At 47.8% G+C, this 22,759-nt stretch carries 18 protein-coding genes; all 18 read right to left on the reverse strand.

Features of this window, described 5'->3' with window-relative positions; translation table 11 throughout:
- Nucleotides 1–4: 4 nt before the first annotated feature.
- Entirely contained in the window at nt 5–1,615 is a 1,611-nt protein-coding gene (gene fliD, locus L6H70_RS16180) for a flagellar filament capping protein FliD (RefSeq protein WP_236334905.1), read from the reverse strand.
- Between the two features lie 16 nt (nt 1,616–1,631).
- Nucleotides 1,632–2,021, reverse strand: coding sequence for a flagellar protein FlaG (locus tag L6H70_RS16185; RefSeq protein ID WP_236334906.1), 390 nt, complete (start codon nt 2,019–2,021; stop codon nt 1,632–1,634).
- Between the two features lie 124 nt (nt 2,022–2,145).
- Nucleotides 2,146–3,810 carry a flagellin N-terminal helical domain-containing protein gene (locus L6H70_RS16190; RefSeq protein ID WP_236334907.1) on the reverse strand — a complete coding sequence of 555 codons (1,665 nt, stop codon included), beginning with the start codon at nt 3,808–3,810 and terminating at the stop codon, nt 2,146–2,148.
- A gap of 233 nt (nt 3,811–4,043) precedes the next feature.
- Entirely contained in the window at nt 4,044–4,286 is a 243-nt protein-coding gene (gene csrA, locus L6H70_RS16195) for a carbon storage regulator CsrA (protein ID WP_236335181.1), read from the reverse strand.
- Nucleotide 4,287: 1 nt separating this feature from the next.
- Entirely contained in the window at nt 4,288–4,734 is a 447-nt protein-coding gene (gene fliW / locus L6H70_RS16200) for a flagellar assembly protein FliW (protein WP_236334908.1), read from the reverse strand.
- A gap of 123 nt (nt 4,735–4,857) precedes the next feature.
- Nucleotides 4,858–5,421 (reverse strand): DUF6470 family protein, encoded by a 564-nt coding sequence (locus tag L6H70_RS16205; RefSeq protein ID WP_236335183.1) that lies wholly within the window; start codon nt 5,419–5,421, stop codon nt 4,858–4,860.
- A 19-nt stretch (nt 5,422–5,440) separates the two neighbouring features.
- Nucleotides 5,441–6,358, reverse strand: coding sequence for a flagellar hook-associated protein FlgL (gene flgL, locus L6H70_RS16210; protein WP_236334909.1), 918 nt, complete (start codon nt 6,356–6,358; stop codon nt 5,441–5,443).
- Between the two features lie 14 nt (nt 6,359–6,372).
- Entirely contained in the window at nt 6,373–7,968 is a 1,596-nt protein-coding gene (gene flgK, locus L6H70_RS16215; RefSeq protein ID WP_236334910.1) for a flagellar hook-associated protein FlgK, read from the reverse strand.
- A gap of 56 nt (nt 7,969–8,024) precedes the next feature.
- Nucleotides 8,025–8,525 carry a flagellar protein FlgN gene (locus L6H70_RS16220; RefSeq protein ID WP_236334912.1) on the reverse strand — a complete coding sequence of 167 codons (501 nt, stop codon included), beginning with the start codon at nt 8,523–8,525 and terminating at the stop codon, nt 8,025–8,027.
- Nucleotides 8,526–8,537: 12 nt separating this feature from the next.
- Entirely contained in the window at nt 8,538–8,825 is a 288-nt protein-coding gene (gene flgM / locus L6H70_RS16225; protein WP_236334914.1) for a flagellar biosynthesis anti-sigma factor FlgM, read from the reverse strand.
- Nucleotides 8,826–8,929: 104 nt separating this feature from the next.
- Complete coding sequence (locus L6H70_RS16230; RefSeq protein ID WP_236334915.1) at nt 8,930–9,340, reverse strand: TIGR03826 family flagellar region protein; 411 nt, start codon at nt 9,338–9,340, stop codon at nt 8,930–8,932.
- 169 nt (nt 9,341–9,509) lie between these two features.
- The gene (locus tag L6H70_RS16235) at nt 9,510–10,385 is read right to left on the reverse strand and encodes a ComF family protein (RefSeq protein WP_236334916.1); all 876 of its coding nucleotides are present in this window, start codon (nt 10,383–10,385) and stop codon (nt 9,510–9,512) included.
- The gene (locus L6H70_RS16240) at nt 10,373–12,628 is read right to left on the reverse strand and encodes an ATP-dependent helicase ComFA (RefSeq protein WP_236334917.1); all 2,256 of its coding nucleotides are present in this window, start codon (nt 12,626–12,628) and stop codon (nt 10,373–10,375) included. Before L6H70_RS16240 ends, L6H70_RS16235 begins: the two co-directional genes overlap by 13 nt.
- Nucleotides 12,629–12,840: 212 nt before the next feature.
- The gene (locus tag L6H70_RS16245; RefSeq protein WP_236334918.1) at nt 12,841–13,251 is read right to left on the reverse strand and encodes a hypothetical protein; all 411 of its coding nucleotides are present in this window, start codon (nt 13,249–13,251) and stop codon (nt 12,841–12,843) included.
- Between the two features lie 335 nt (nt 13,252–13,586).
- On the reverse strand, nt 13,587–14,309 hold the full coding sequence (locus tag L6H70_RS16250; RefSeq protein WP_236334919.1) for a response regulator transcription factor: 723 nt from the start codon (nt 14,307–14,309) through the stop codon (nt 13,587–13,589).
- 4 nt (nt 14,310–14,313) lie between these two features.
- Nucleotides 14,314–15,471 carry a sensor histidine kinase gene (locus L6H70_RS16255; RefSeq protein ID WP_236334920.1) on the reverse strand — a complete coding sequence of 386 codons (1,158 nt, stop codon included), beginning with the start codon at nt 15,469–15,471 and terminating at the stop codon, nt 14,314–14,316.
- 58 nt (nt 15,472–15,529) lie between these two features.
- Nucleotides 15,530–18,247, reverse strand: coding sequence for a stalk domain-containing protein (locus tag L6H70_RS16260; protein ID WP_236335186.1), 2,718 nt, complete (start codon nt 18,245–18,247; stop codon nt 15,530–15,532).
- 347 nt (nt 18,248–18,594) lie between these two features.
- A complete protein-coding gene (locus L6H70_RS16265; protein WP_236334921.1) occupies nt 18,595–22,611 on the reverse strand; it encodes an Ig-like domain-containing protein in 4,017 nt (1,338 codons plus the stop codon).
- Nucleotides 22,612–22,759 lie beyond the last annotated feature (148 nt).

Consider the following 22,759-nt stretch of genomic DNA (forward strand, 5'->3'; position numbering starts at 1 on the left):
TATCTTAGCTGGCCGTAGAGAAAAGACTGGAGGATTGGGACTGCATCTTGTTCATTGCAGTTTCCATTGCAGTAAATTGCTTATAATAACGCGTCTCAGCGTTCTCTAGATTCGTTAACATTGTACTAATTCGGCTGTTATATTCTTTAAGCTTCTTACTCATTACACTTTCTTCTTTAAAGCTGACAGTAAGGTCAGTGGAAAATTTACTTGTTCCGACTCTCTTTACCAGACTATCTAAAGTAACAGTTATTTTATCTGCTAATTTATCAAAAACTCCATTGGTTGAATCGCTTCCAGTCCCCTGGAACAGATCGATCGCATTTTGTGGATTATCAGTCAATGCCTTCTTTAATACAGTCTCATCCAGCACAATTTTACCACCGGAGTTATAAGCCCCCATAGTAATCCCAAGGTTGCCTAACTTAACGACCTCACCCGAAATAACGCTTCTCATTTGATTCAAAGCTGATCTAAGGATATCATCATTTTTAAGCAAGCCGCTTTTGGCCTTCTCCGTCCAGTTAGCTATATCTGTATCTTTCATCGCTGTCTTCTGCTCATCGGTTAGTGGTGCGAAGTCACGATATTTCGCCTCATCCACTTTGGTGTTTAACAGTCCCAGCAGGGTGTTGTAATCCTCTACAAACCCCTTAATTGTCTGCATTGCAGTTTCAGTGTCACTTGTTGTTGTGATACTAACAGGAGTGTCACCAGTTGTTGGTGCAACAGTAGGATCTGCTTGATCAACTGTCTTCTTCTGAAGGGTGAGCTGAACACCATTAACTGTAAAGGTATTGCTAGCCTGTGTGTACTGCTTACCATTAACATAAGCGTAGGAATCTTGACCATCAGTGGTAACATATTTAGTCGTCATGCTTGGATCCGCCGCATTATATTTTTGATTAAATAGATCAAGCAGGCTGTTATCATCTGTAGCTACAATCTCTGCTTTTCCACTCCCGGTCGTAGTATTGATTTTGCCGGTATCTTTCGCGCTTATGATTAATTTCCCGGTGATCTCATCATACTTCGCTGTAACGTTAGCTTTGGAATTTCCGTTAATTGTCGAAACAACTGTAGCAATTGAAGTAGTACCATTGAACAGAGATTTGCCATTACTGTCTACGAAACTCACACCGTTAATGGTAAATTTATATTCCTCTTCATTAAGAGCTTTCTTATCCGCATCTGTAAGAATAGCAGGATCTGGAACAGTATTAATAATCTTAATATCAGCAAGAGTTTTAGTACTGGCAACCGGATTGCTGGATCCGCGCGTTTCAACCGTTTTTTTGGTTGCTACCTGGGTGATGCTAACCTTCATATCAATCCCATTTGCTGTAGCACCAGCTTCTGCCTTAAGCGCATCTGTATTTCCACTAACTACAGCTTTCTGGGTATTTAGAGCAGCGCCTTTTCCATATTTATCTACAAGCTTATTATTACGAAAATCAACAAGCTTACTGTTGATTTCTCTGTAACTATCTCTGGTCCACTCCAGGGTCTGTTTCTGCTGATAAAGCTTATCAAGCGGAATACGCTTAGCAGTCATCAAGTTCTTAACCATTGTATCTACATCGATACCTGAAAATCCATTAACACGAGTTACCACATTACCCCTCCTGACATTATATTTTCTCGTCTACTAAGATTCCTGCGATTTCCATCATCTTGGCTACCAGATCCAAAGTTTTCTCAGGCGGGATCTCACGAATAAGCTCGCCTGTGTCTTTATTCATTACCTTCACCATGATGTCATGTGTCTTCTCATGTACGCTGATCTCTAATGTTGTCTGGGGGCCCTGAAGAGATTTCACAGCACGTTCGATCGTTCTTATCAATTGTTCATCGGCTACGGATACCTTGACACCTTGACTTTCCTTTACGCTCATATCCTTGTAATTTTTTATATCTGATACCGTATTAGTTGATTCTCCGCTGCCTTTCACCGTAACCGGTTCCGGTCTGGTCTGTCCACTTATTGGACCAGAAGCCGAAAGAGATAGCTGTACATTCATGAGCCCATCCTCCAACAACGCTTGATTTATTATATATATCGGCTTTCGTCAAGTCTTTTTTTAGCTATATACAAATAAAAAAAAGCTCCAGGATACCCTGGAGCTTTCGGTAGTACAGTAAATCTTAACGAAGCAATTGAAGAACGCCTTGTGGCTGTTGGTTAGCTTGAGCCAACATAGCTTGTGCAGCCTGTGCAAGGATGTTGTTCTTAGTTTGTTCCATCATTTCCTTAGCCATATCCACGTCACGTACACGGGATTCAGCTGCAGTCAAGTTCTCGGAAGATGTATTCAAGTTGTTGATGGTGTGTTCCAGACGGTTCTGAACCGCACCCAGTTTAGCGCGTTCGCTGGAAACGGAGCTGATAGCTTTGTCCAGGGAAGTGATGGAAGCAGAAGCTCCAGCAGTTGTGGAAATGTCTACACCAGCGATACCTAGAGCAGCAGAACGCATGTCGCTAACACCAAAAGTAATACTTTGGCCTTTGTTTGCACCAATTTGGAAAGTTACTCCACCGTTGCCTGAAGCATCAGTTTGGGCTTGTGTCAAGCCGAGATCTTTAATCGATGTTTCGCCCTCTTGCTCATTGAAAGTCAAAGCACCTGTTTCATTCGTGATCTCAAAACGACCATCTTGTGATGCAGTTACTTTTACATCTTCAATGTAACCAGCTTTACCAGTCAAGCCATTATCAGTGTTATATTTAGTGATAGCAGTTTGCAATGCTGTTTGAAGAGCCGTTGCTTGAGCATCCATATCAGCACCATTTGTAATGGTTACAGCAGCAGTTTGCAGTTTAACTCCATTAACTTCAAAGTCCAATTTCTTAGCAGTAACTGTCTGTCCACTATATTTCATAGTACCTGCATTAGCGGCGTAAGTTCCTGCTCCACCCGAAACGGCACCAGCAGTGTTAGAGAGGATAAGTGAACCTACGGAAGTTGCTGCTCCAGAAGTAAACAAACCAACGGTAGAAGTTTTACCTGTCGAGCTGCTTTCCAAAACGATCTTATTAGAGGCATCCAGATATCCATTAAGATGTCCAACCGTAGCGCCTGCAGCATTAGTAGAGTTATAGTTGTCAATGGCTGTATTTAGCGCACCAACAAGTGTATCCTTAATGTTTTTCAATGATGCAGCGCCAGCATTAGTTAAGTCTGTATCAATTGAATCTTTTTGCGCTTGCGTCAGTAGTGTATCCCAGTTCACATCAATGTGATGACCATCAATTTCAAAAGTGTCTTTTTCAAATGTGACTGTAGATTGGTTAGCTTTCAGTGAACCAGCACTAGTCATACTTCCTGAGGTTAATTTAGCTACAACAGAGCTAGTTGTACTATTAGCCCCTACTACTGCTCCAGCAGATTTCAAAGCACCGTTCAGCAATTTCTTTGTATTGAACTCAGTAGTGTTACCGATACGGTCGATTTCTTCCTTCAGCTGACCAACTTCGCTTTGCAGCGCTTTGCGGTCTTCTTCAGTGTTAGTGCCGTTAGCGGATTGTACGGAAAGCTCACGAACGCGTTGCAGAATGCTGTGAGTTTCGCTCAGCGCGCCTTCAGCTGTTTGAATCAAAGAGATACCGTCTTGAGCATTCTTGGAAGCCATATCCAAACCGCGGATTTGACCGCGCATTTTTTCGGAGATTGCCAGACCAGCGGCATCGTCACCTGCACGGTTGATGCGAAGACCGGAAGACAGCTTCTCGATGTTCTTGCTAGTTGCAGCAGAGTTGCTGGACAATTGACGGTGAGTGTTCAACGCTGTGATATTGTGGTTAATAATCATTTGATATTTCCTCCCTGAAATTAAGTTAGTTCCACATCCATGTGGTAAACGCCGAACCGTTAAGGTCGGCCGCCCTGCCGGATCAGCGTCTAATACATATATCGACGGCTTGTCGTCAACTGTTTATAGCTGTTTTATCTTTTTTCAAAAAAAGTTTCCTGAGAAGTTGCTTATAACAACAAAAAACCCGAGCTGCGTTAAGCAGACTCAGGTTAGGTGTTCTATACTTATGATTATTCGACAGAATTGGAGCCGCGCAGCCGATGAATCAATGCATTCAGATCAGCCTGCTGAGGAGCGACAGACTCACGGTTGGATTCCTGTATGGAGAGGTATACCTCTTTGCGGAAAATGTCCACATGCTTCGGTGCCGAGATTCCTACCTTCACAGTGTCACCCTCAACACTTAAGATTGTCAGCTCTATTTGATCCTGAATGACAATGGATTCCCCTTTCTTGCGGGACAATACGAGCATGTTATCCACCATCCTTTCCGTCTATAGCCGTCTGTTCCTGCAGCAGGCTATGCTTAGTGTGATATGGGGTTCTATGCAGAACGATCTGTTTGCCGGCCCGATTCTCAGGATTGAGTACAATTGGAGCGAGAAGATTAATCGTTGATTGTTCGGCCTGCTCCTTCAGCGTAATGATGCATCTGACAAGTACGTCTGAATGAATATTCAGTTCCTCCGCTTCATCATCCGGCAATTCAAATTCGTATGAAGGATAGAACACAAACGGATCACCCAGCAAGAAAGACAAGCCTTTTTCCTTGACGGACTGAAGTACCCAGAATGGGGTTTCAGCCATTGCTATCAGTGCAAAATCTGTTTCCTCATCAAAACCTGGCAGACCTTTAGAAAAATGGTACAACTCTTGCTCCTCTATTTCAAGTTTGCCCCAGGACAATGTTTCTATAATCAAGTTCTTCACTCCTCAAAAGTTCTGCATAGCAAAACTAACTTATAAGATAATAATAAAATTATCTACCGAAAAATAGAATAAAAGCTATAGAGGCGCTTATCTTGCACATCTATAGCTTAAGAGTTACATTTGGACATTTACTTCCGGCGGGATGTATTGAACGGAAGCATACTGCTGCATGTATATATTTAACTTACCTCTAGTATATTCAATTGTAGGATCATGTCTCTCTACCTGAATATCTACATGCGCCGCTTGATAATTGATCTGTGGAGCCCTTGTCTCAAAATGAATATCCACATTATCATAAGATGCCGGGCCGCACGGTTCAGGAAAAGAATTCGGTTCGGTATCCATCCCATATACTTCAGCAATGGTATTACCGGGCTTAAAGAATTCCGCCATTCGCGTCCCCTGCTCGACTCTGCGGGCAATCGCTTGAAGATACAGCTGCTGAATACCTGAATATATCCTTTTATTCATATCTAACACACTACCGCCATTATAGGCAGCACGTGCCCGGGTCTGATCAATGGTTAGCTCCGGACGTGTAGACTGAACAGTTAACTCTCCGGGAGTCGTCGTGATGTTAACCTCAGCCTTTGGCTGAGTAATGGAGAACGTGCCAAGATCAGCATCTATGCCAATCAGTGCAGGTGTCTGTCGAATTTGCAGAATAGGCTGCATCAACAAGTATCACCCCCCGTTATCTGATGAAATCCACTAATGTTGTAGAGATAATCTTAGCTCCAACTGAAAGAGAAGCATTATAAATATTCTCTTGGATTTTGGACTGCATAATCAGGCCTTCGTAATCAGCATCCTCAGTTTTGGCTTGCAGATCGGTTAGATTGATGTTCAAATCACTCAGACGATCCTGCATTAACTCTACACGGTTAGTCTTAGCGCCAATCTCGGAGCGGGCTGACAGAATCGTCTCATTTCGTGTATCGATTTTATCCAATTGGTTCGATATCTCTGTAATATTACCCGCCTTCAGGGCAGTGGAAAGACTGTTAATAATAGAGAACAGGTTATCTGCTTCTCCGGTCTTACCAAACACGTCGTTTCCAGTCATATTAATCGGCATCTGGACACCTTCGCCGACGATATACTGAATCTGGCCTGTATCTGTAGTAACAGCTTGAGATACATCGTAGGTACCATCAGCACCCTTGGGAAAATCATAAGGTTTCACATTGTACTGCTCGCCATTAAAAATATATTTACCATTAAGCTTGCTGTTGGAGATATCCACCAATTGTTCTTTGAGCTGTGCTACTTCTTCATTAATACTATCTAACGCCGACTGAGGATTACTGCCTGTGGAAGCCTTCACGGTGAGTTCACGCAATCGCTGAACCACATCTCCAGCCTGCCCTAGAACAGTATCATTATAATCAAGCCACGACAAAGCGCTGTCTACATTCTTGGTGTACTGCTCGTTGGATGACAGCTCGGCACGGTAACGCAGGGAATAAGTAATGCCTACTGGATCATCGGAGGGTTTGTTAATTTTGCGGCCGCTTGAGAGCTGAAGCTGCGTGTCGTTCATGGTACGCGCATTACGGTTTATGTTAAGCAGCAGCTGTGAATTCATCATATTGGAGGTGACCCTCAACATAATCTATTCCTCCTTTATCTGCCGACTGTGCCGGTAGAATTAATTAGTTTGTCGAGCATTTCGTCATAAGTTGTCATAAACCGCGCAGCAGCACTATAGGCATGCTGGAACACCAGCATATTCGACATTTCCTCATCCAGCGAAACCCCGCTTACCGATTGGCGTCTGGAATCCACCTGTTCCACCAAATAATCCGCATTGCTCGCCTGGCGTGCGGCTTCCTGCGACTGAATACCCAATTGACCGACCATAGAGCTTAAGTATGAACCGACCGTACCAGTCTTGGAGCCATCCGGTGTAGTGAATGTATTATTATCTTTCATATTGCTGAACAAAAGCGCTAGAGAGTTATTTCCTTTTATGACAGTTACATTTCCTGCAGTGTCCGTGGTAGCCCGAAGGGAAGTCGCGAACAAGGTAGGATCAGCGGCAATTTCCGGATTTAACCGGAGATTAGCAGCAGTGATCGTTTCACCGGCCATTAAAGGTGTAAAGAAATCTCTGCCCGAACTACCATCCATGGCATAACCCAGCTGGTGCAGTCCATTTAGACCTTTGACTGTAGTCTTCAAATCACCCTTAAGCGGTATCGGGACTGCTGCACCTGCCAGGAGTGTAGTTTTGGTTCCATCGGAATTAATGATTTCAGAATCCTTCAGGACTGTCGTCCCTGCAGGAAGAGTTGAGCCTGCCGGGATGGTAACCTGCACCTCGCCAGTGGCGATCGTATTGGCCATATCATCCAGCTGTTTTTTGTAATCCGCTACATACGTTTTGCGGGAAAAAATCATCCCGTACGCCTCACCGGCCTTCAAATCGCCCGAGGCATATGCACTATTGAGAAAAGCAGTGTCCACAGTTGCGGTTACTGCTGGCCCTTGAACAAGCTGCTGGCTGCCGAGAGAGATATTATAACCGGCATCCGTGTCCAAAACGGTGATGTTGGCAATCTTGGAGAGCTTGTCCGTCATCAGATCGCGTTGATCCCGCAAATCGTTGGCTCGGTCACCCATGCCTTCAATCTTGGCAATAGACTGGTTCAAATCGGCGATTGAACTGAGATAGCTCTGAATCTCTTTTCCCTTAACATCGATATTTGTATTGAGATCCCGGTCCAGGTTACTTAACTGGTTACTCATATAATTCATAGCATCCGTAAGTGACTGTGCGGTCTGCACTACAATCTTGCGGGCTGTAGGGTCTTCCGGATTTTTGCTCAGGTCCGACCAGGATTTCCAAAAGTTATCAAGCACAGTACGGATACCTGTATCGGAAGGTTCATTCACGATAGCCTCCAGTTTGTCCAGCGTATCCGATTGGATGCTCCAATTGCCGCTCGCCGAGCTCTCACCACGGTACTGATCATCCAGGAACATTTCCCGGATTCGCTCAATGGATGTGAATTCTACACCGGTCCCCATCTGACCCGGAACCGTAGAATTATTGAGACCATATGCCTCAATAGGCAATGCAGCTTTCATGTTCACCCGCTGACGGGTGTATCCTTCTGTATTCGCGTTAGCGATGTTATGCCCAGTTGTATTGAGTGCAGCGGTCTGAGTGAAAAGACTCCGTCTTGCCGTCTCAATTGAATGAAATGTGGATGTCATACTGCTAATTCCTCCCTATGAATGCTCCGGCAAAACGGAATGCAAGAAAGATCGATCTATCCGCGGGCGTCAAAAAGTCCTGGCCGAGTGCTGCTATATCCCTTATCGGATGGATGATGGTAGGTGAAATCCTGGTTTGGTCTACCGACAAGCAAATCCAGGGAATAATCTATAAAGGTAAGCGACTGCTCAATCAGCTTTTGATTTAGTTCGTTGGCTTTTTTCAAGCGGTGAAGTGTATTAGAAAGCTTCTGCTGAACTTGCTGCAGCCGCGATTTGTCTTCAGGGTCAAATACAAGCCGGGACAGCTCGGTCAGATTCAGGTTCAGATTCGAACGGATGCCTACACCCTGTAAAAAGGTAAACGCCGCCTCTGCACGCTGCTCCTCGAGCTGCCCAATCAGCTTCATCAGCTTGGACTCACGGTTCATGATGTCAATCAGACCATCCACCTTATTGTCCATAATTGTCTGTTTCTTGATGGCGGCCAGATCGAGCATTTGAAGATGCGTCTCGTCCAGCCGTTCAAGAAGTTCAAGTAATCTCGTTAATGCCATGGATGGGTTCACCTAATTCTCGGAGGATTGCTTAAAGTAAGGGGCGAGTGTCTCTGCGAGTTTGGCTGCGTCAACTTGGTAGGTACCTGCGGAAACTTGCTGTTTCAGGCTCTGGATCTTATCAGCACGTGCTGAGTCAATGGTGCCGCTTTTCTGTGCTTGAAGGAGCTTAATAGCTTCATCGGAAATCGAAACCTCATCCTTACGGGTGCTCTTCTTGGTTTGATCCTGGCGCTGCGCTTCCGCATTGCGTTGATACGGGTTAATTGGATTGATTCGTCCGGTCTCGTTAATTTTCATAACTTCCACCTTCCTTATAAAATAAAATAGCCGATAATCTTTACTAAGTTTATCGGCCTTTAATGAATCATTCTTTATAGCTGAAACCGTTTTTCCAGAATTTATTAGTCCCTGAATTTATCAACAGCCCGGTAGGCCGATTTATTGCCGCTGTTAGGAGGGGTTTTTGTAGCGGCACTTTCCTCAACAGCTCTAGTAAGATCTTTACTCAAACGGGCGCGGCAGCTGTCACACATATGCCCATCACGGATTAATGTTCCGCACACCTCACAGGGCAGCATCATGTTGGGTGCATTTGCTATTGAAATCCGGCCTTCACGGATAAAACGGGTGATTTCCTTAATGGAAATTTCCGTGGCGTCGGACAGCTCCTGGATATTAGTGCCTCTATTCTTCCGCAAATACTCCACGCAGATTTCATACTGATGCTCAAGCTCTTTGATGCAGGGCTGGCATAGATCCATAATGTTTTTGACATACAGACGGCCGCATCTTGGACAATTATCTACATTCATTTCAGCAGCGGCTCCTTTCCTTACATTTTGTGCAGCATAGAATTAACTTATGCTTAGATTACATGATTGCACAAGCATAGTCTATGATTAGTATCGGCTAGAGGAGGATTTTAGTTATATTATACGGACAAAATTGTCAGGAATCACATTCAAATAACTCATACACCGCCTATGACCGGGCCCAGGTCAGGCTGTATATTTCAGCCACCTTACCATAGTCGTTACAAAGTGTTCTTATAGTTTCCGCACAGGCTCGTATGGTGCTCCCTGTAGTATAAATATCATCTACTATAATAATCTGCAGAGGCCGCGTCCGTTTCCCCAAGGTTTCCAGCCACACCTCAAACTGCAATAGGACAGCTCCATCCGGATTTCCTGCAAAAGCATGCTTCATATCTGCGATTCGTTCCGCCCGGTGCTTAAAGCTTTGCTTGCCGGTATGGTGGGTACGGACCAAAAGCGGGAGCTGCGGAATCCCCCTGCGCCCGGATAGCACATCCGCCAGCCGCTCCGCCTGATTGAATCCCCGCTCAACAAACCGGGATTCTGAGACAGGCACCGGAACAAGCAGATCTGCCTGCCATCGACGGTTTCTAGCAGATTGAATGCCGGGGAAGAAGGGACCTGTAAATGCGCTCTCTGCTTTTTGAATTTCTGCAGTCCCCTGCTGTCCCCGTTCCCTTTCTGCTTTGAGCCGGATGTAGGCTCTGTCCAGCATCGAGCCTAACAGCGGAGCGAGCTGCTCGTTCCCCCGATATTTATATTGACCCAGCATTTCGCGCATCACACTTGTGTAAGCTACAGCACTCCGGTTGCAGACTATCGGTACGGCTTGCCCACTGCGGCTGCAGTCGGGACAGCCGACATGACGTCCGCATTTCTGGCAGCGGGGTTGCCGGATCCAAGGAATAGCTTCCTCACAGCCTGCACAAATACCGTGTAGACCTGCTGCCGGGCGGCTGGTTTTGCCGCAAATCAGGCAATGAAGCAAAGCAGGCGCCAGCAAGGAGCGGACTTTGGTAAGCCATGCGGTTAAAGTGTCCATGAAGGTTCCCTCCTGTTCAGATATCCCTGCTTGCGGGCAATCGAGTTCATGGTACGGACCTGCCCGATGGCTTTGCGCTGTGACTGGGTCCACTCTGGTGATAAGAAGTATACCCTGCCGGCGGGGTCATCTTTGGAGCGGCCTGCACGGCCAGCCATTTGAACCAGCGAAGCTTCATCAAACAGTTTACTGTCCGCATCCAAAATAAAAACATCGCTGCGGGGAACGGTAACACCCCTTTCCAGGATGGTTGTTGTGACCAGGATGGTAATTGCCCGGTTACGGAAGGCAGTAACCTTATCGGTTCTGTCCGGGTCTTTGGATGAAGTGCCTTCTATGCACACACCGGGGATTTTCCGGCGAAGAAGAGTCAGCAACCCTTCAATATGAGCGATCCTTGCCACAAAGATAAAAATTTGCGCTTCACGTGCAAGTGACCTGTGCAGGGCTTTCAGGAACACTGCCGGCAGAGCCCCGCGCTTCATGCACAACTGAACGGGATTCATCGTTAACAGGCGGGGCACAGGCAACGGATGTCCATGATACCGTACGGGCACTCTGGCATGAGGCAGCTTGCCAAAATGCGCCTGCCGCTGCAGCTTCTGCGGCGGTGTAGCCGACAAGAAGATAAACACGCCATCCGGCTTGCAGGCCTGTTCAGCAGCAAAAGCCAGCATGGGATTGTTATGGTAAGGAAAAGCATCCAGCTCATCGATAATGACCAGATCAAAACCATGATGAAACCTTAGCAGTTGATGCGTGGTTGCAATCGTCAGTTGACCCGCTACCCAGCGGTCCTGGCTGCCGCCGTACAGCACGGCCAGCGTCTCCGCCGGGAAAGCTCGGGCGAGCCGCGGGGCAAGCTCCAGCACGACGTCGCGGCGCGGCGTCGCCACCAGTGCCCGGCCTCCGGCAGCGAGCACTGTCTCCAGGAGCGGGAACGTGATCTCCGTTTTCCCCGCTCCCGTGACTGCCCAGAGCAGGAACCGCTCTGGGCCTGTGCCGGCGGCGTGCTGGCGCCGCGCCGTCAAGAACTGCAGTGCAGCGCCGGCGGCCCCCGCCTGAGCTGCACTAAGCCCCCACCGGCGTGCCGCTACGGTGGGGCTGATTCCGGCCGTGCCCCGCACGGCCGGAGACGCCGCGCTGCGCAGCAGCAGCGCGCAGGCCCGGCTGCGCCCGAGCGCGAGGCAGGCCTCGCAGTAGGCGCAGCCGGCCAGGCCGCACGCAGCGCATGGCGTGCGGCCCGTGGCCACGCTGCCGCAGCGCAGGCAGCGTTCTACCGCGCGGCGGCGGGCAGCGCCGCGCCTCCAGAGCAGCAGCGGCAAGCGGAGCGCCGCGGCTAAGCCTGCCCTGCTGAGGCAAACTCTGCCTCCTTCATCCCTCCTGCTACTAGAGTTGCTGTGATATTCCCTATCTCCTTCGCCCCTCCTGCTACTAGAGTTGCAGGGATACTCTCTATCTCCTTCAGCCCACTTGCTTCTGGAGTTACTAGGATACTCCCTATCTCCTTCCCCCCTCCTGCTACTAGAGTTGCTGTGATCACCTTTCTTACCCTCAGCCTTCTCGCTATTATTGTTGCTCCGTCCCTCCCCCTTGCCCCCTATCCCGGCACTAACGGCAGCTTGCAACTTCAATCGCCCTTGCAGATGGGCAAGCTGGGCAGCAGACCGCCAGTCCCGCTCCATTCCAGCGAGTTGCTCCGTCAGCAAGCCTTCAACCTCCGGCTGAAGCAGCGAGCGGCCGGAGAGCATCTCTACCAACCGGTCGGCTGCAATACCAAGTGATTCACTTCGATCCAGCAATCCATCCCCAGACCCGCTGCTGAAGTACGACTCTGATTCACCTTTATCACACCCTGAGTCTATCCTGGCCCAGCAATTCTGCTGCTCCTGATTCCTCAACGGCTCCGTGATTACCTCAACGCTATTCATCCATGTTCCTTGCTGCTTTCCCCCTGACTCTTCCTCTCTTCGCATCTCTTCCTGAAGAGAATCTCTCAGATAAGCTGCCCACTCCTCAGATGACCACCGGCACATCATTTTATGGAAACGAAAGCACTCCCGCAGCTTTACCGCCCAACCGAGGGGGAGTGAAGAGGAGAGAAGGACCAGTTTCTCTGCTGCTCTTCCACGCCAGCCACGTTCTCCTGCCGCACTCCACCACAAGAGGTCGATAGCCAGATTCAATGAAATCCATATTTTAAAGCGCCCGTCAATTTCAACTGCATACACGCTGACTCTCATCACAACACCTCCTGCTTGGCTATGTAACATACATCCACATATAAACTCTCTACTTTGAAATTGGCCATGACCATAGTAAATGTTCAACTTCCGGCCGCAGCTTGTCTGCTGAGTTACTCCATCCTTATGACCTTACAATCCCTCCTCCAACACAAAAAAGCACACTCCCCTATTGCTGGAGAGTGTGCTTCACCCGTTCCTTGCATATTTAGTCAGCATTCGCCGCGTCTTGATTGCGATCCCCCTCTTCCCGGCATCCGCAAATCGATAACGATCTCCCGCTGGTATTCATCCTCGCCCGCTATGGGGCGAAAATGCATCAATGGTGCAATATCAATTGCAGAACCGCTGTATGCCAACTTAGTGGCTACTGCTAATGTCTCATCCTTCGATTCATCATCCAGCACAGTCACCTGATGCAGTTTTCCAGTCCAAAAAGCATGAAAAGCCAGCATCCGAATGTACCCTTCAATAACTGCTTCATGATTGCGTGTGATCAAAAAATAATGAATCCGCTTACCGGACCGCATGACCCTTCGGGTCTGTTCCTGGTAATGCAGGATGTGAATGAGGATCACCGCAGATGCGTAAACAGCCACAATCCATATTAACTGGGCTACCATGGAGATGCACCTCCTCTTTATACCGACACTATATGCCGGTGTTACAAGGTCGGTGACTGCCCATGGTTTCTTGAAGCCGATAAAGCCCCGCCTGCTCTGTTCCCAGTGTGATAATTAATATCTTCCAGGCGCACACGGGGTCAAATTCTCTATAGCCGGGTACATAATTAAATCAGCATTTTGCAAAATTCGAATATATAAAACGCCCTAAGTTCATTTTATATAACTGCGACTGAAACAATACGTTGGCTTGAGCCAGACTGCAGCCCTTACGTTATGTAATGTTGTTCCGGATCAGTTGGATTCTCCAAAACGCTCAGTTAAAATTAAGCCGGTTACAGCGTGACCCAGCCATATTTGATCGAATTGATTACAGCCTGTGTACGGTCATCCACTTCCATTTTTTGCAGGATGCTGCTGACATGGTTCTTAACGGTTTTCTCGCTGATAAAGAGGTATTCCCCAATATTCTTATTGCTCTTGCCTTCGGCCATCAGCCGCAGAACCTCAGCTTCACGGCGGGTCAGCGGATTGTTGTCACCAGCGACAAATTTAACGCCCGCTTCCTTCACCGGGGTTTCGGCCATTGCCCCTGTCTCATTAAGATAGGTCATGCGGCGCAGCTGGTTAATCAGCTTGCCTGTAACCTTCGGATGAATGAAGGCATGACCCTCGCAGACAGAGCGTATGGCATTAATGAGCGACTCCGCCTCCATATCCTTGAGCAAATAGCCGTTGGCACCCTTGCGCAGCGTTTCGAACACATAACTCTCATCATCATGAATCGATAAAATAATGACCTTAACATCCGGGAACATCTCCCGCAGCTTTTGTGTAGCCTCTACACCGTTCTCGATAGGCATGTTGATATCCATCAGTACGATGTCAGGCTTATTGACGTTACAAAACTCCAGTACCTGGATGCCGTCTCCACATTCCCCGATGACTTCAATGTCATCCTCCATATTTAAAATTCGTTTAAGCCCTTCACGAAACAATTGATGATCATCGGCCAAAAGAACTTTTATAGGCGATTTACCAGAGATTTGGTTCTCCATCACATTACTCCTTCCCCTTTTCCACATTCGTCGGAATGTGAATTACGATTGTTGTGCCTTGATTTTCTGCAGACTCTATTTCCATTCTTCCTTCGAGTAACTCTACGCGCTCCCGCATACCTACCAGCCCAAAACTTTCACGGCTGCCCTGCTCACTTACCTTCTTCACATTAAACCCTACTCCGTTATCCTTCACCACAATTTTGATCAGCTGCGCCTGATAAGTGATTTCTACCAGCACATAACTCGGGTATGCGTGCTTGGCGGCATTCGACAAGCCTTCCTGAACAAGGCGATAGACTGCGGCTTCCATGGCTGAAGATAAACGATGCTCCTTACCTCTCGTTTCAAAGGCGGTTCGGATCTTCGTCTTCTCCTCATAATCATGCACATATTTCCGCAGCGTTGGAATCAAGCCAAGATCATCGAGCGCCATCGGACGCAAGTTGAAAATCACTTTACGCATTTCCTCCAGGCTGTAACGAACCTGCCCTTTTAAATCTATTATTTCGTCCTGCACTAGCCCAAATTCCTGCTTCACCAGCATTCTTTCTACAATTTCCGTCCTAAGGACTAAATTCGCCAGCATTTGAGCAGGACCGTCATGAATTTCCCGGGCAATTCTTTTCCGTTCCTCTTCTTGCGCCAAAATTATTTTAAGTCCGATCATTTGTCTATTCTTCGCAGTTTCGACAATTCTCGTCACTTGTCCCATTTCTCCGGACAGATATTCAATAACAACACTCATTTGCGAACCGATCGATTCTGCACGCTCTACCGAATTTTCGACACTGCGCACCCGCAGCTGCAGTTCGTCCCGCCTGCTTCGAAGATAGATTTCCCGTTCTCTTGTCATCATGAGTTCAAGCTGAAGCTCAGTGGCCTTCTCATAAGCAATCCGGATGTCTTTCTCCGAATAGCGGACAAAATCACGGCTGACTTCCGTCAGCCGGATCCGGGAGCGGTGGTATTGCAGCTCCAGCTTGTCCACCTTTTGCAATGTTTCATCCGTTTCTTCCATGACCCTCTGCAGTTCTTTGGTGAGTGCAACAAGCTCATCCCGTGCAACCTGCAATATTTCAAAAATCTGATACTTGCTGCTCTCCATCACGTCGATGGTATTCTTAATGACGCGATCTATCGCATCGGCTTGAAATTCCACGGATGCTTGCCCCATTTCTATCGGATCGTATTAAAGGCTTTCCTTTAATATTACCATATCACGATTCGATAGTTACGGTCTTCGTTTTCTGTTCCCATTTTACAGTCAATCCGAGCTGTTCTGAGACGAGGCGAAGAGGTACTAAAGTCCTGCCATCTAGGATTAAAGGAGCTACTTCAGCGCTTTGACGCTTCCCGTTTAGAATAAATTCCTTCTTATTTACTGTCAGATCAAGCGCCTTGGCACCACGCAGCACCATGATTTTCTTAGTGCTCTGATCCCAGGCGGCACTTCCGCCAAAAGCATCCAGCACATATTTTATCGGCACATATGTGGTATCATTCTTGACGATCGGAGCTACATCAATCGACTTCTTAGTCCCATTGACCATCATTGCTTTGGAGCCGATGATCATTGCTGCGGAGCCATTTGGAAGCCCGGCTTCGCTGGACAGCGAAGGCATCACGAAGGAAAGATTATCGAAAGCAACAGTACCTGTCTTAGCCCGTTCATCCTGTCCTTCTTCTACATTCACTACGTACACTCTTTTCAGCGACGCAGGGAATTTAATTCCTGATCCTGACAAATCAATGTTCAGGCTCTTCCAACCGTTCCAGTCAATGACTTTAGCAAGATCAATATAGGCTGTTGCTCCAGCGCTGTCCACAACTTCTGCCCGCAGCCAGTTAAGGCTCATATCCCCCATCACATCAAGTGACATCGAAGTGGCAGCTGCCGGAATGCTCTTGCCGGAGGATCCGTTAAGCTGGGCATAGGCATACATTTTACCGCTGCCGGCAGTCATGTCATAGCTGAGTGACAACACTTTGGAACCTGCCCGCTCCGCCGTTCCAGCCACGATTGCGGCCGTTCCAGTGACACTACTCACGTTCGAAGTAAAGGCGATCGGATAGGTTACATTATCAAAGTTCTCCCATGGTGTAGCCGCTGCAGTCGATAAAACAACCGCAGTACTGAACCCGTCGTACCGGGCAATCGCATACCCTGTGGTGACCCCGGCATTCACCGATTCAACCGTCAGCTTGCCATCCTGCACATTACCCTTGAACCCGACAAATTCCCATTTCAACGCTGAATTCGGCACAGCCAGTGTCGCACCGCTTTTAGCAGTTGCTGTTACGGGTACGGAGACCGAGGCACCAGCTGCCAGAGGAGCTGTAGCCGTCCCTGCCGTCAGGCTGGCAAGATCGTCGCCGCCTAAAACGGTAACCTTCGCAGAGGCACTTGCAGCGCCGCTGGTCGCGGTCAGTGTAACTGTTCCTGCTTTGACACCCGTAACTTCGCCTGCACTCACTGTAGCACTGCCACCGCTGGATACCCATGCCGGATTGGCCGACGCTAAATCTATCGGATTATAATACGTATCATAGCCTTTTAACGTAAAGGTTGCTTTTTGCCCGATCAGAAGTGCTGAGCTGCCGCTGATCTTTATTCCTTTTACCTCTCCCTGAGGAGCTAATGTGTAGACTCCCAGGCCGTTGACAATGCTGCGCTGCTCCGTGCCATATTCCGTATTAAAGGTAAGCTTAGTCGACGTTTCAGCCAGCGGACGGTCTACCATGGTCGTAGAGCCCCCTCCGTCCAGATTCAATCCTTTCCAGACACCGATGTTTGTCATGAATGATTGTAGTTCTGTCAGCGACATACCTGCACTATTGGCATTATCCTCCACTGCAATGACATATACGTAACGGCCATCCTGGGAATAACCAAGTGCTGTACGGGCCCGGTAGCCGCCGATACTGCTCGTCGACCGCGAGAAGGTGGCTGCTTTACCGTTGTTGACCAGGATGGTATGCCCGCCAATCATCATTTGCAGGCTTGCCGGATCAACAGTTTGCTGTGTCGTTTTTGATTTTAAGGAATACACACTGCTCAGTTTCTGACCTACTGCCAGATGAGCTTTGACGAACTGTGCTGCAAGCCCGTGTGTCCGCAGGATGTATGCCCCTTCTGGAACTGCCATCGGCAATGCTGCATCTAATGAGATTTGAGTGATCGTATCATTCTCTACCAGTACCTCCGTTGGTGTGGTAGAGCTATTCTTCGGCCGGGCCAGTGCGGTCCAGGCATCCGTATAGAGATAGGCAGCATTGGCGTGACTGTATGTAGAACTGCCGCCTTCAGGGCTGTAAGCCCCTTTATTAATACCTGACAGCGGAAACTGTGCACCGTCCTCAGCTGTGACCAGTCCTTCAAAAGTATACTCGTCGATCACCGGCTGGCGGTCTTTGGTCACTGCAAAAGCGTACATTCCATCAAGCTGTGAGGGTGTAGAAACCACAACCCCGCTTGAAATTTGTCCCCCTATCGGCGCACCTTCGCCGCCGGTGTTGAAATAATCACCGTTAACTGCAGCTACTGCCCCGGTTTCAGCTGCCATACCGCCAGTGCTTTGACGGGTAGTCAGGTTGCCGCCCTTTCCGGTCATTACATCAAGGGATACATAAGGATTACTCAAGTCTACACGGATGACATCAGCCAGCCCGGTAGCGTTTATGCCCGAACGTTGTGTTGTGAACTTATATTTCATCATCATCGCACCAGAAGTGATTACTTCTTCACCCAGCTTGGTCACTGTAAAAGAACTCGCTGCTGCCTGGGCTACTGGTATAGTAGTGGATCCCCATCCAGGCAGTCCTTCGCTTCCGATTACCGGCATGATCCAGAGTACACCGGCCAATGATGCCGCAATCCAGCGTTTGGCAGGTAACCTTCTTCCCCCCTGTGTATGCTCTTCGTTTCTCTTTTCCATGGAAACTTCATTCATTTCAGTGTAACTCTCCCATCTCTTTTTTTAATATAAGTTCTCTGATATCCGCATCTATTTTTCCAGTCAAAGAACAGGCTTCCATTTTTCCTTAACACTTTAATAGACTGAAATGAAGCCAAAAAGTTGCGAAGTTTGCTAGATTCCGCCCGATTTAATAGCCTGGTAAGTCTATGCAGATATAAGAAGAAACGGCTGTGCCATCCTATTAGGGAAGGTATCCGTTTCTGCTTGAAAGAGAAATAGAGTTTATTGGGCTAAACAAATAAGTGCTTATCTTAGCACAAAAAAAGCCCCGCAAAGCGGGGCTTTAGCTTGATATCTTGTTTTATCTATAGGAAACCTGCCATACCGAGCATACGCTGCAGCATCACCGCCGCCTGGGCCCTGGTAGCGTTACCTTGCGGCTGAAATTCAGTGGTAGTCATTCCCAGTATAATTCCTTCCTGTACAGCCTTGGCGACAAATTCAGCACTTGCATTCTGGATTTTACCTCTGTCTTTGAAGGCACTTAACGCAGATGAAGTAGAGCCGCTTAGTGTGATCGGATTCTTCGTATATTCCATAGCGCGGATAATCATGATTGCCAGCTGTTCACGGGTAATATTATCATTCGGCCGGAAGGTACCGTCTGTATTCCCTGTAATAATACCCGCTTTAGCCGCTGCCCCAATATAATCACCTGTCTGGGTGGAAGGCTGAACATCTCTGAATTGCTGTGCAGTCACCCTGTCCCCCAGCAGCCCCAGTCCCCTGCTGAGCATTACTGCAAATTCAGCGCGGGTTATCTTCAGTTCAGGCTTAAACGCGGTACCGTAACTGCTGTCGATAATATTTTTGGCAGCAAGTAAATCTACAGTCGACTTTGCCCAGTGCTTGCTCATATCGGTAAAGCTGCGTGTTGAGAGGAACGTGCCGACTACCTGATTGCCTGTTGTACTGGCCTTGATTACAGTATAACTTCCGGCGGTGCTGATCTTGGTAGGCAGATAAGCAGCATCATAATAGGCAAGATCTAATCGGGCCGCTGATACCTGGTCATTATTCAATGTTGAAGTCGTGCGCACTGAATACTCTCCCGGTACAGTAAGAACAGTACCATTGGAATAATTGCCGCTGACCACAGCGCTCAATCGGATATCGGTCAAGCTGGTTACAGGTTGCAATCCTTGTGTTCTAAGCTTTTGCTCGAAAGGCGTGTATGTGCCGGTTGGAACCTTCTCCAGCCGGAGTACAAGCGATATCGTGTTGCTGTCTGCGATAAGGTTTGCGGCAAGGCTGTTCATATTGATATCATCCAGCGCCAGCGTAAACATGCTGTCACCGTAGCGAACCCCGAATGTCGATTTACTGTTACGGTTTACGGCATCCAACAGCGGCTTGAGCGGTACTGACACATAGGCGGCTAGCTCTGTTGAAGGAACTTCAAATACTAAGGATGGCGTACCCAGCTTATTAAGATATTCATAGCTGGCAACCAGGCGATCCGTGGTTAGCGTATATCTTTTGAGCGACTGGCTGTAAACAGAACGATCATCTGCCGCAGAAGCGGAGTCGCTCTTGAGCAGCGGATATTCCTTCCCAAATTCACCTGCAGTGAGCGTACCCAGATAGGAAGGACGGCTACCCGTTGTGGTGGTTCCCCCAGTCAGGTTCTGAACGGAAAGTGCTGTAAATGACGCAAGAGCATTCCCGCTAACATCAAAAATGCCTCCAGCTCCTGTCATATAGGACAGGTCAACGGCTTGTCCGGTTTTAACTACTGTAGACAGCACCAATTTCAGGGTTGCTCCGGAAACATTGAAAGATTGTACCCCTACCATACTTCCGTCTACTCTGACTGCGAATTGCCCGGCATACAGTGACGTACTGGCCTGCATACTTTTACTGAAAGTAACGGTAAGCTCATCACCAGTGATGGTTGCTGAGCTGATATTCGGCACTGTCGTTACACTGCTTCCCGAGATAGAGACAGGTTGTAGATTAATGTAGGCTGCCCTGTTGCCATTGAGATCGCTGATTCCGGCAGTCCCCGGAACATAAGAGATTGTGGTATAACTGGTCGTGGTAAGCGTGCTCTCTACAGTAAGTGTTACTTGATTTCCGCTTACGGCTACGTTGGTTACATAGTTAGGCGTGCTTCCTACCAGCACTGAGAACTGACTGATCATCGGCAGATTGCCCGGGGATAATCCTTCATTATAAGTAAGTATAATCTGCTTGCCTGAACCGACTGCGCTCTGATATACCGGAGCGGTCGTGTCGCTGGTGTTGCGAATATAGAAATCGCTGAAGTTTGTTATATTCTGACCGTACTGATCCTGCAGCGGGTAAGAGCCGGCGATGTAGGTTATCCGGACTGCCTGACCGCTGGATGCTACATTGTTTACGCCTAAAGTAATTGAAGAACCACTAGAGCTAACAGAATTAACGCCCAATGAAACGCCGTCTGCATATACATAGAACTGGCCATAGCCAGCTGTAGAAGCAGTTCTCAGCGAATCATTAAAATTCAAAATTACAGTCTTTCCAGACAACGTTCCGTCTTTGGGTGTAGGCAATGCTGATTGAACCGAATTCGTTACCTGCCGCGATGAAAAACTGTTTGCCGTATTTCCGCTCAAGTCTTGAATCGTTCTCAAGCCGCCTGAATAGGAGATCTTAACAATTTGCCCTACAGCTACACCCGTGCTGAGCGTCACATATACGCTGTCTCCCTGAATGTAAATACCTTCGATCGCTCTTTTCTCATCATTGACCGTTACTGAAAAACTGCTCATAAGCAGTGCTACCGATGAATTCAGCGGTTCATCATATTTTAAACGGATTGTACGATTATTCTCGAGCACTGCTGAAGAGAGTACAGGAGCCGATTTATCCAAAGCAATCGTCTTGAAGCTCCATGCGTTTTTACCGTTAATGCCTTCGTATTGGTTATTGTTGCTGTCAACAAATGCCCCTTTGGCGATATCAATATAATAGGTAGTGTCATTCTCCAGTGTTGTGGAAGGTACTATCACATATTCCTTGGAATTAGTACCTGGAACTACCGATACAGCTGTTGTAAGTTTCGTTCCGCTGCTTTTATACAGAGCTACTCCACTCTCAGCGGTTAAAGTTGCCGCCTGATTGAATGCAATCTTAATGGGTTGACTCATACCTACAGACTCACTACGGTCAGCCGGACTAAGCGCTGTTACGCCAAATCCCGTAAGCGAAGTGGTCGTGAAGCTCCAGGTATAAGCTCCAGAGGCAGGGAAAATATTTCCGTCCTGATCATAAAAGGCCCCTTGCGGAATAGTCACCGTATACTGCGTATTGCTTAACAACGGACTCGCTGCAGAAGCAGCAGCCACAGTAATAAAACGGGTTCCCCCTCCCGTAACTGCAGAGGAGTTCACGTTGAAATACCTGGTACCGTCTGAACTACCTGGAGATAAACTGATTACTCCCGTAGCCGGCATCATCGGTTGGTCAAAGGTCAGCTGGAGATTGCCTGTTGTCGAGACGGCACCCGCTCCGTTAGCTGGAGATACATTTACAGATGAGACAGCCGATCCTTTGACTGAAAAACTCCAGACATTCCCTGTAGAAATCCCTGCAAAGGATTTGTTGTCATCATCTTTAAGTGCATATGGATCAACCAGCACGTAGTAGCTGCTGCCAGAGATCAGTTTACTTGCCAAAATCAAAGTCACCGTAGTTGAGGAGGCATCACTTTGTAAATTGACATAACCCTCTCCGTCTTTGAGCTTAAACTCCTGCACTACAGAGTTGTCAGCTGAGGCGATAAGCTTAATTGAACCTCCACCCCGCTGAAGTTTCTTGTTAAGCTTAAAGCTAAGCTGAGAAAGGTTGCTATCCACCCGTGAATAATTCGCAGGAGAATAATCACTTGCAGTGATCGCTGGGTTGATGGATGGCGCGGTCGTGAATGTCCAAGAGGCTGCCGCTGATTCCAGTCCCAGTCCGTCTTTAAACATGCCTTGGGGCACATTAACGGTATAGGTCTTATTGTACTCAAGGTCTTTACCTAATTTAAGCTGATATTGTGTTGAACTGCTGATTAGGCCTGAGCTCCCCACGGGGATAGTTACATAGGGTTGACTGGACCCTAGTGCTGTAACGGTGATGTCTCCGCTTTGCGGAGTTACCTGACGATCGAAGCTTAGTTTGATGGAAGACGCTACGCTCACATTCACCTCTCCCTGGACAGGGGATGTGGACATACTAAATTCATTTGCGGCATGCACTGCCGAGCTTCCGATTCCGATAGATGAATACCCTGTACCGAGCACCAGGTTTCCTGCCAGAATGAGTGCCGTCCATATTGAAATTTTCCTTTTCATGCGGTGATAGACTCCTCTCAAGCCATACTATCTCGTCTTTATACATATTCTTATATTTCGGCTAAAAGGCTTCCAAAGTTTAGAAGACTTCCCGGTTCAGATCACTCCCATATCTTCAACTTCTTCAGTAGAAAGCAAAAAAAAGCCC

Origin of the sequence: Paenibacillus auburnensis (assembly GCF_927798115.1) — a bacterium.
GTDB classification, from domain to species: Bacteria; Bacillota; Bacilli; order Paenibacillales; family Paenibacillaceae; genus Paenibacillus_AQ; species Paenibacillus_AQ auburnensis.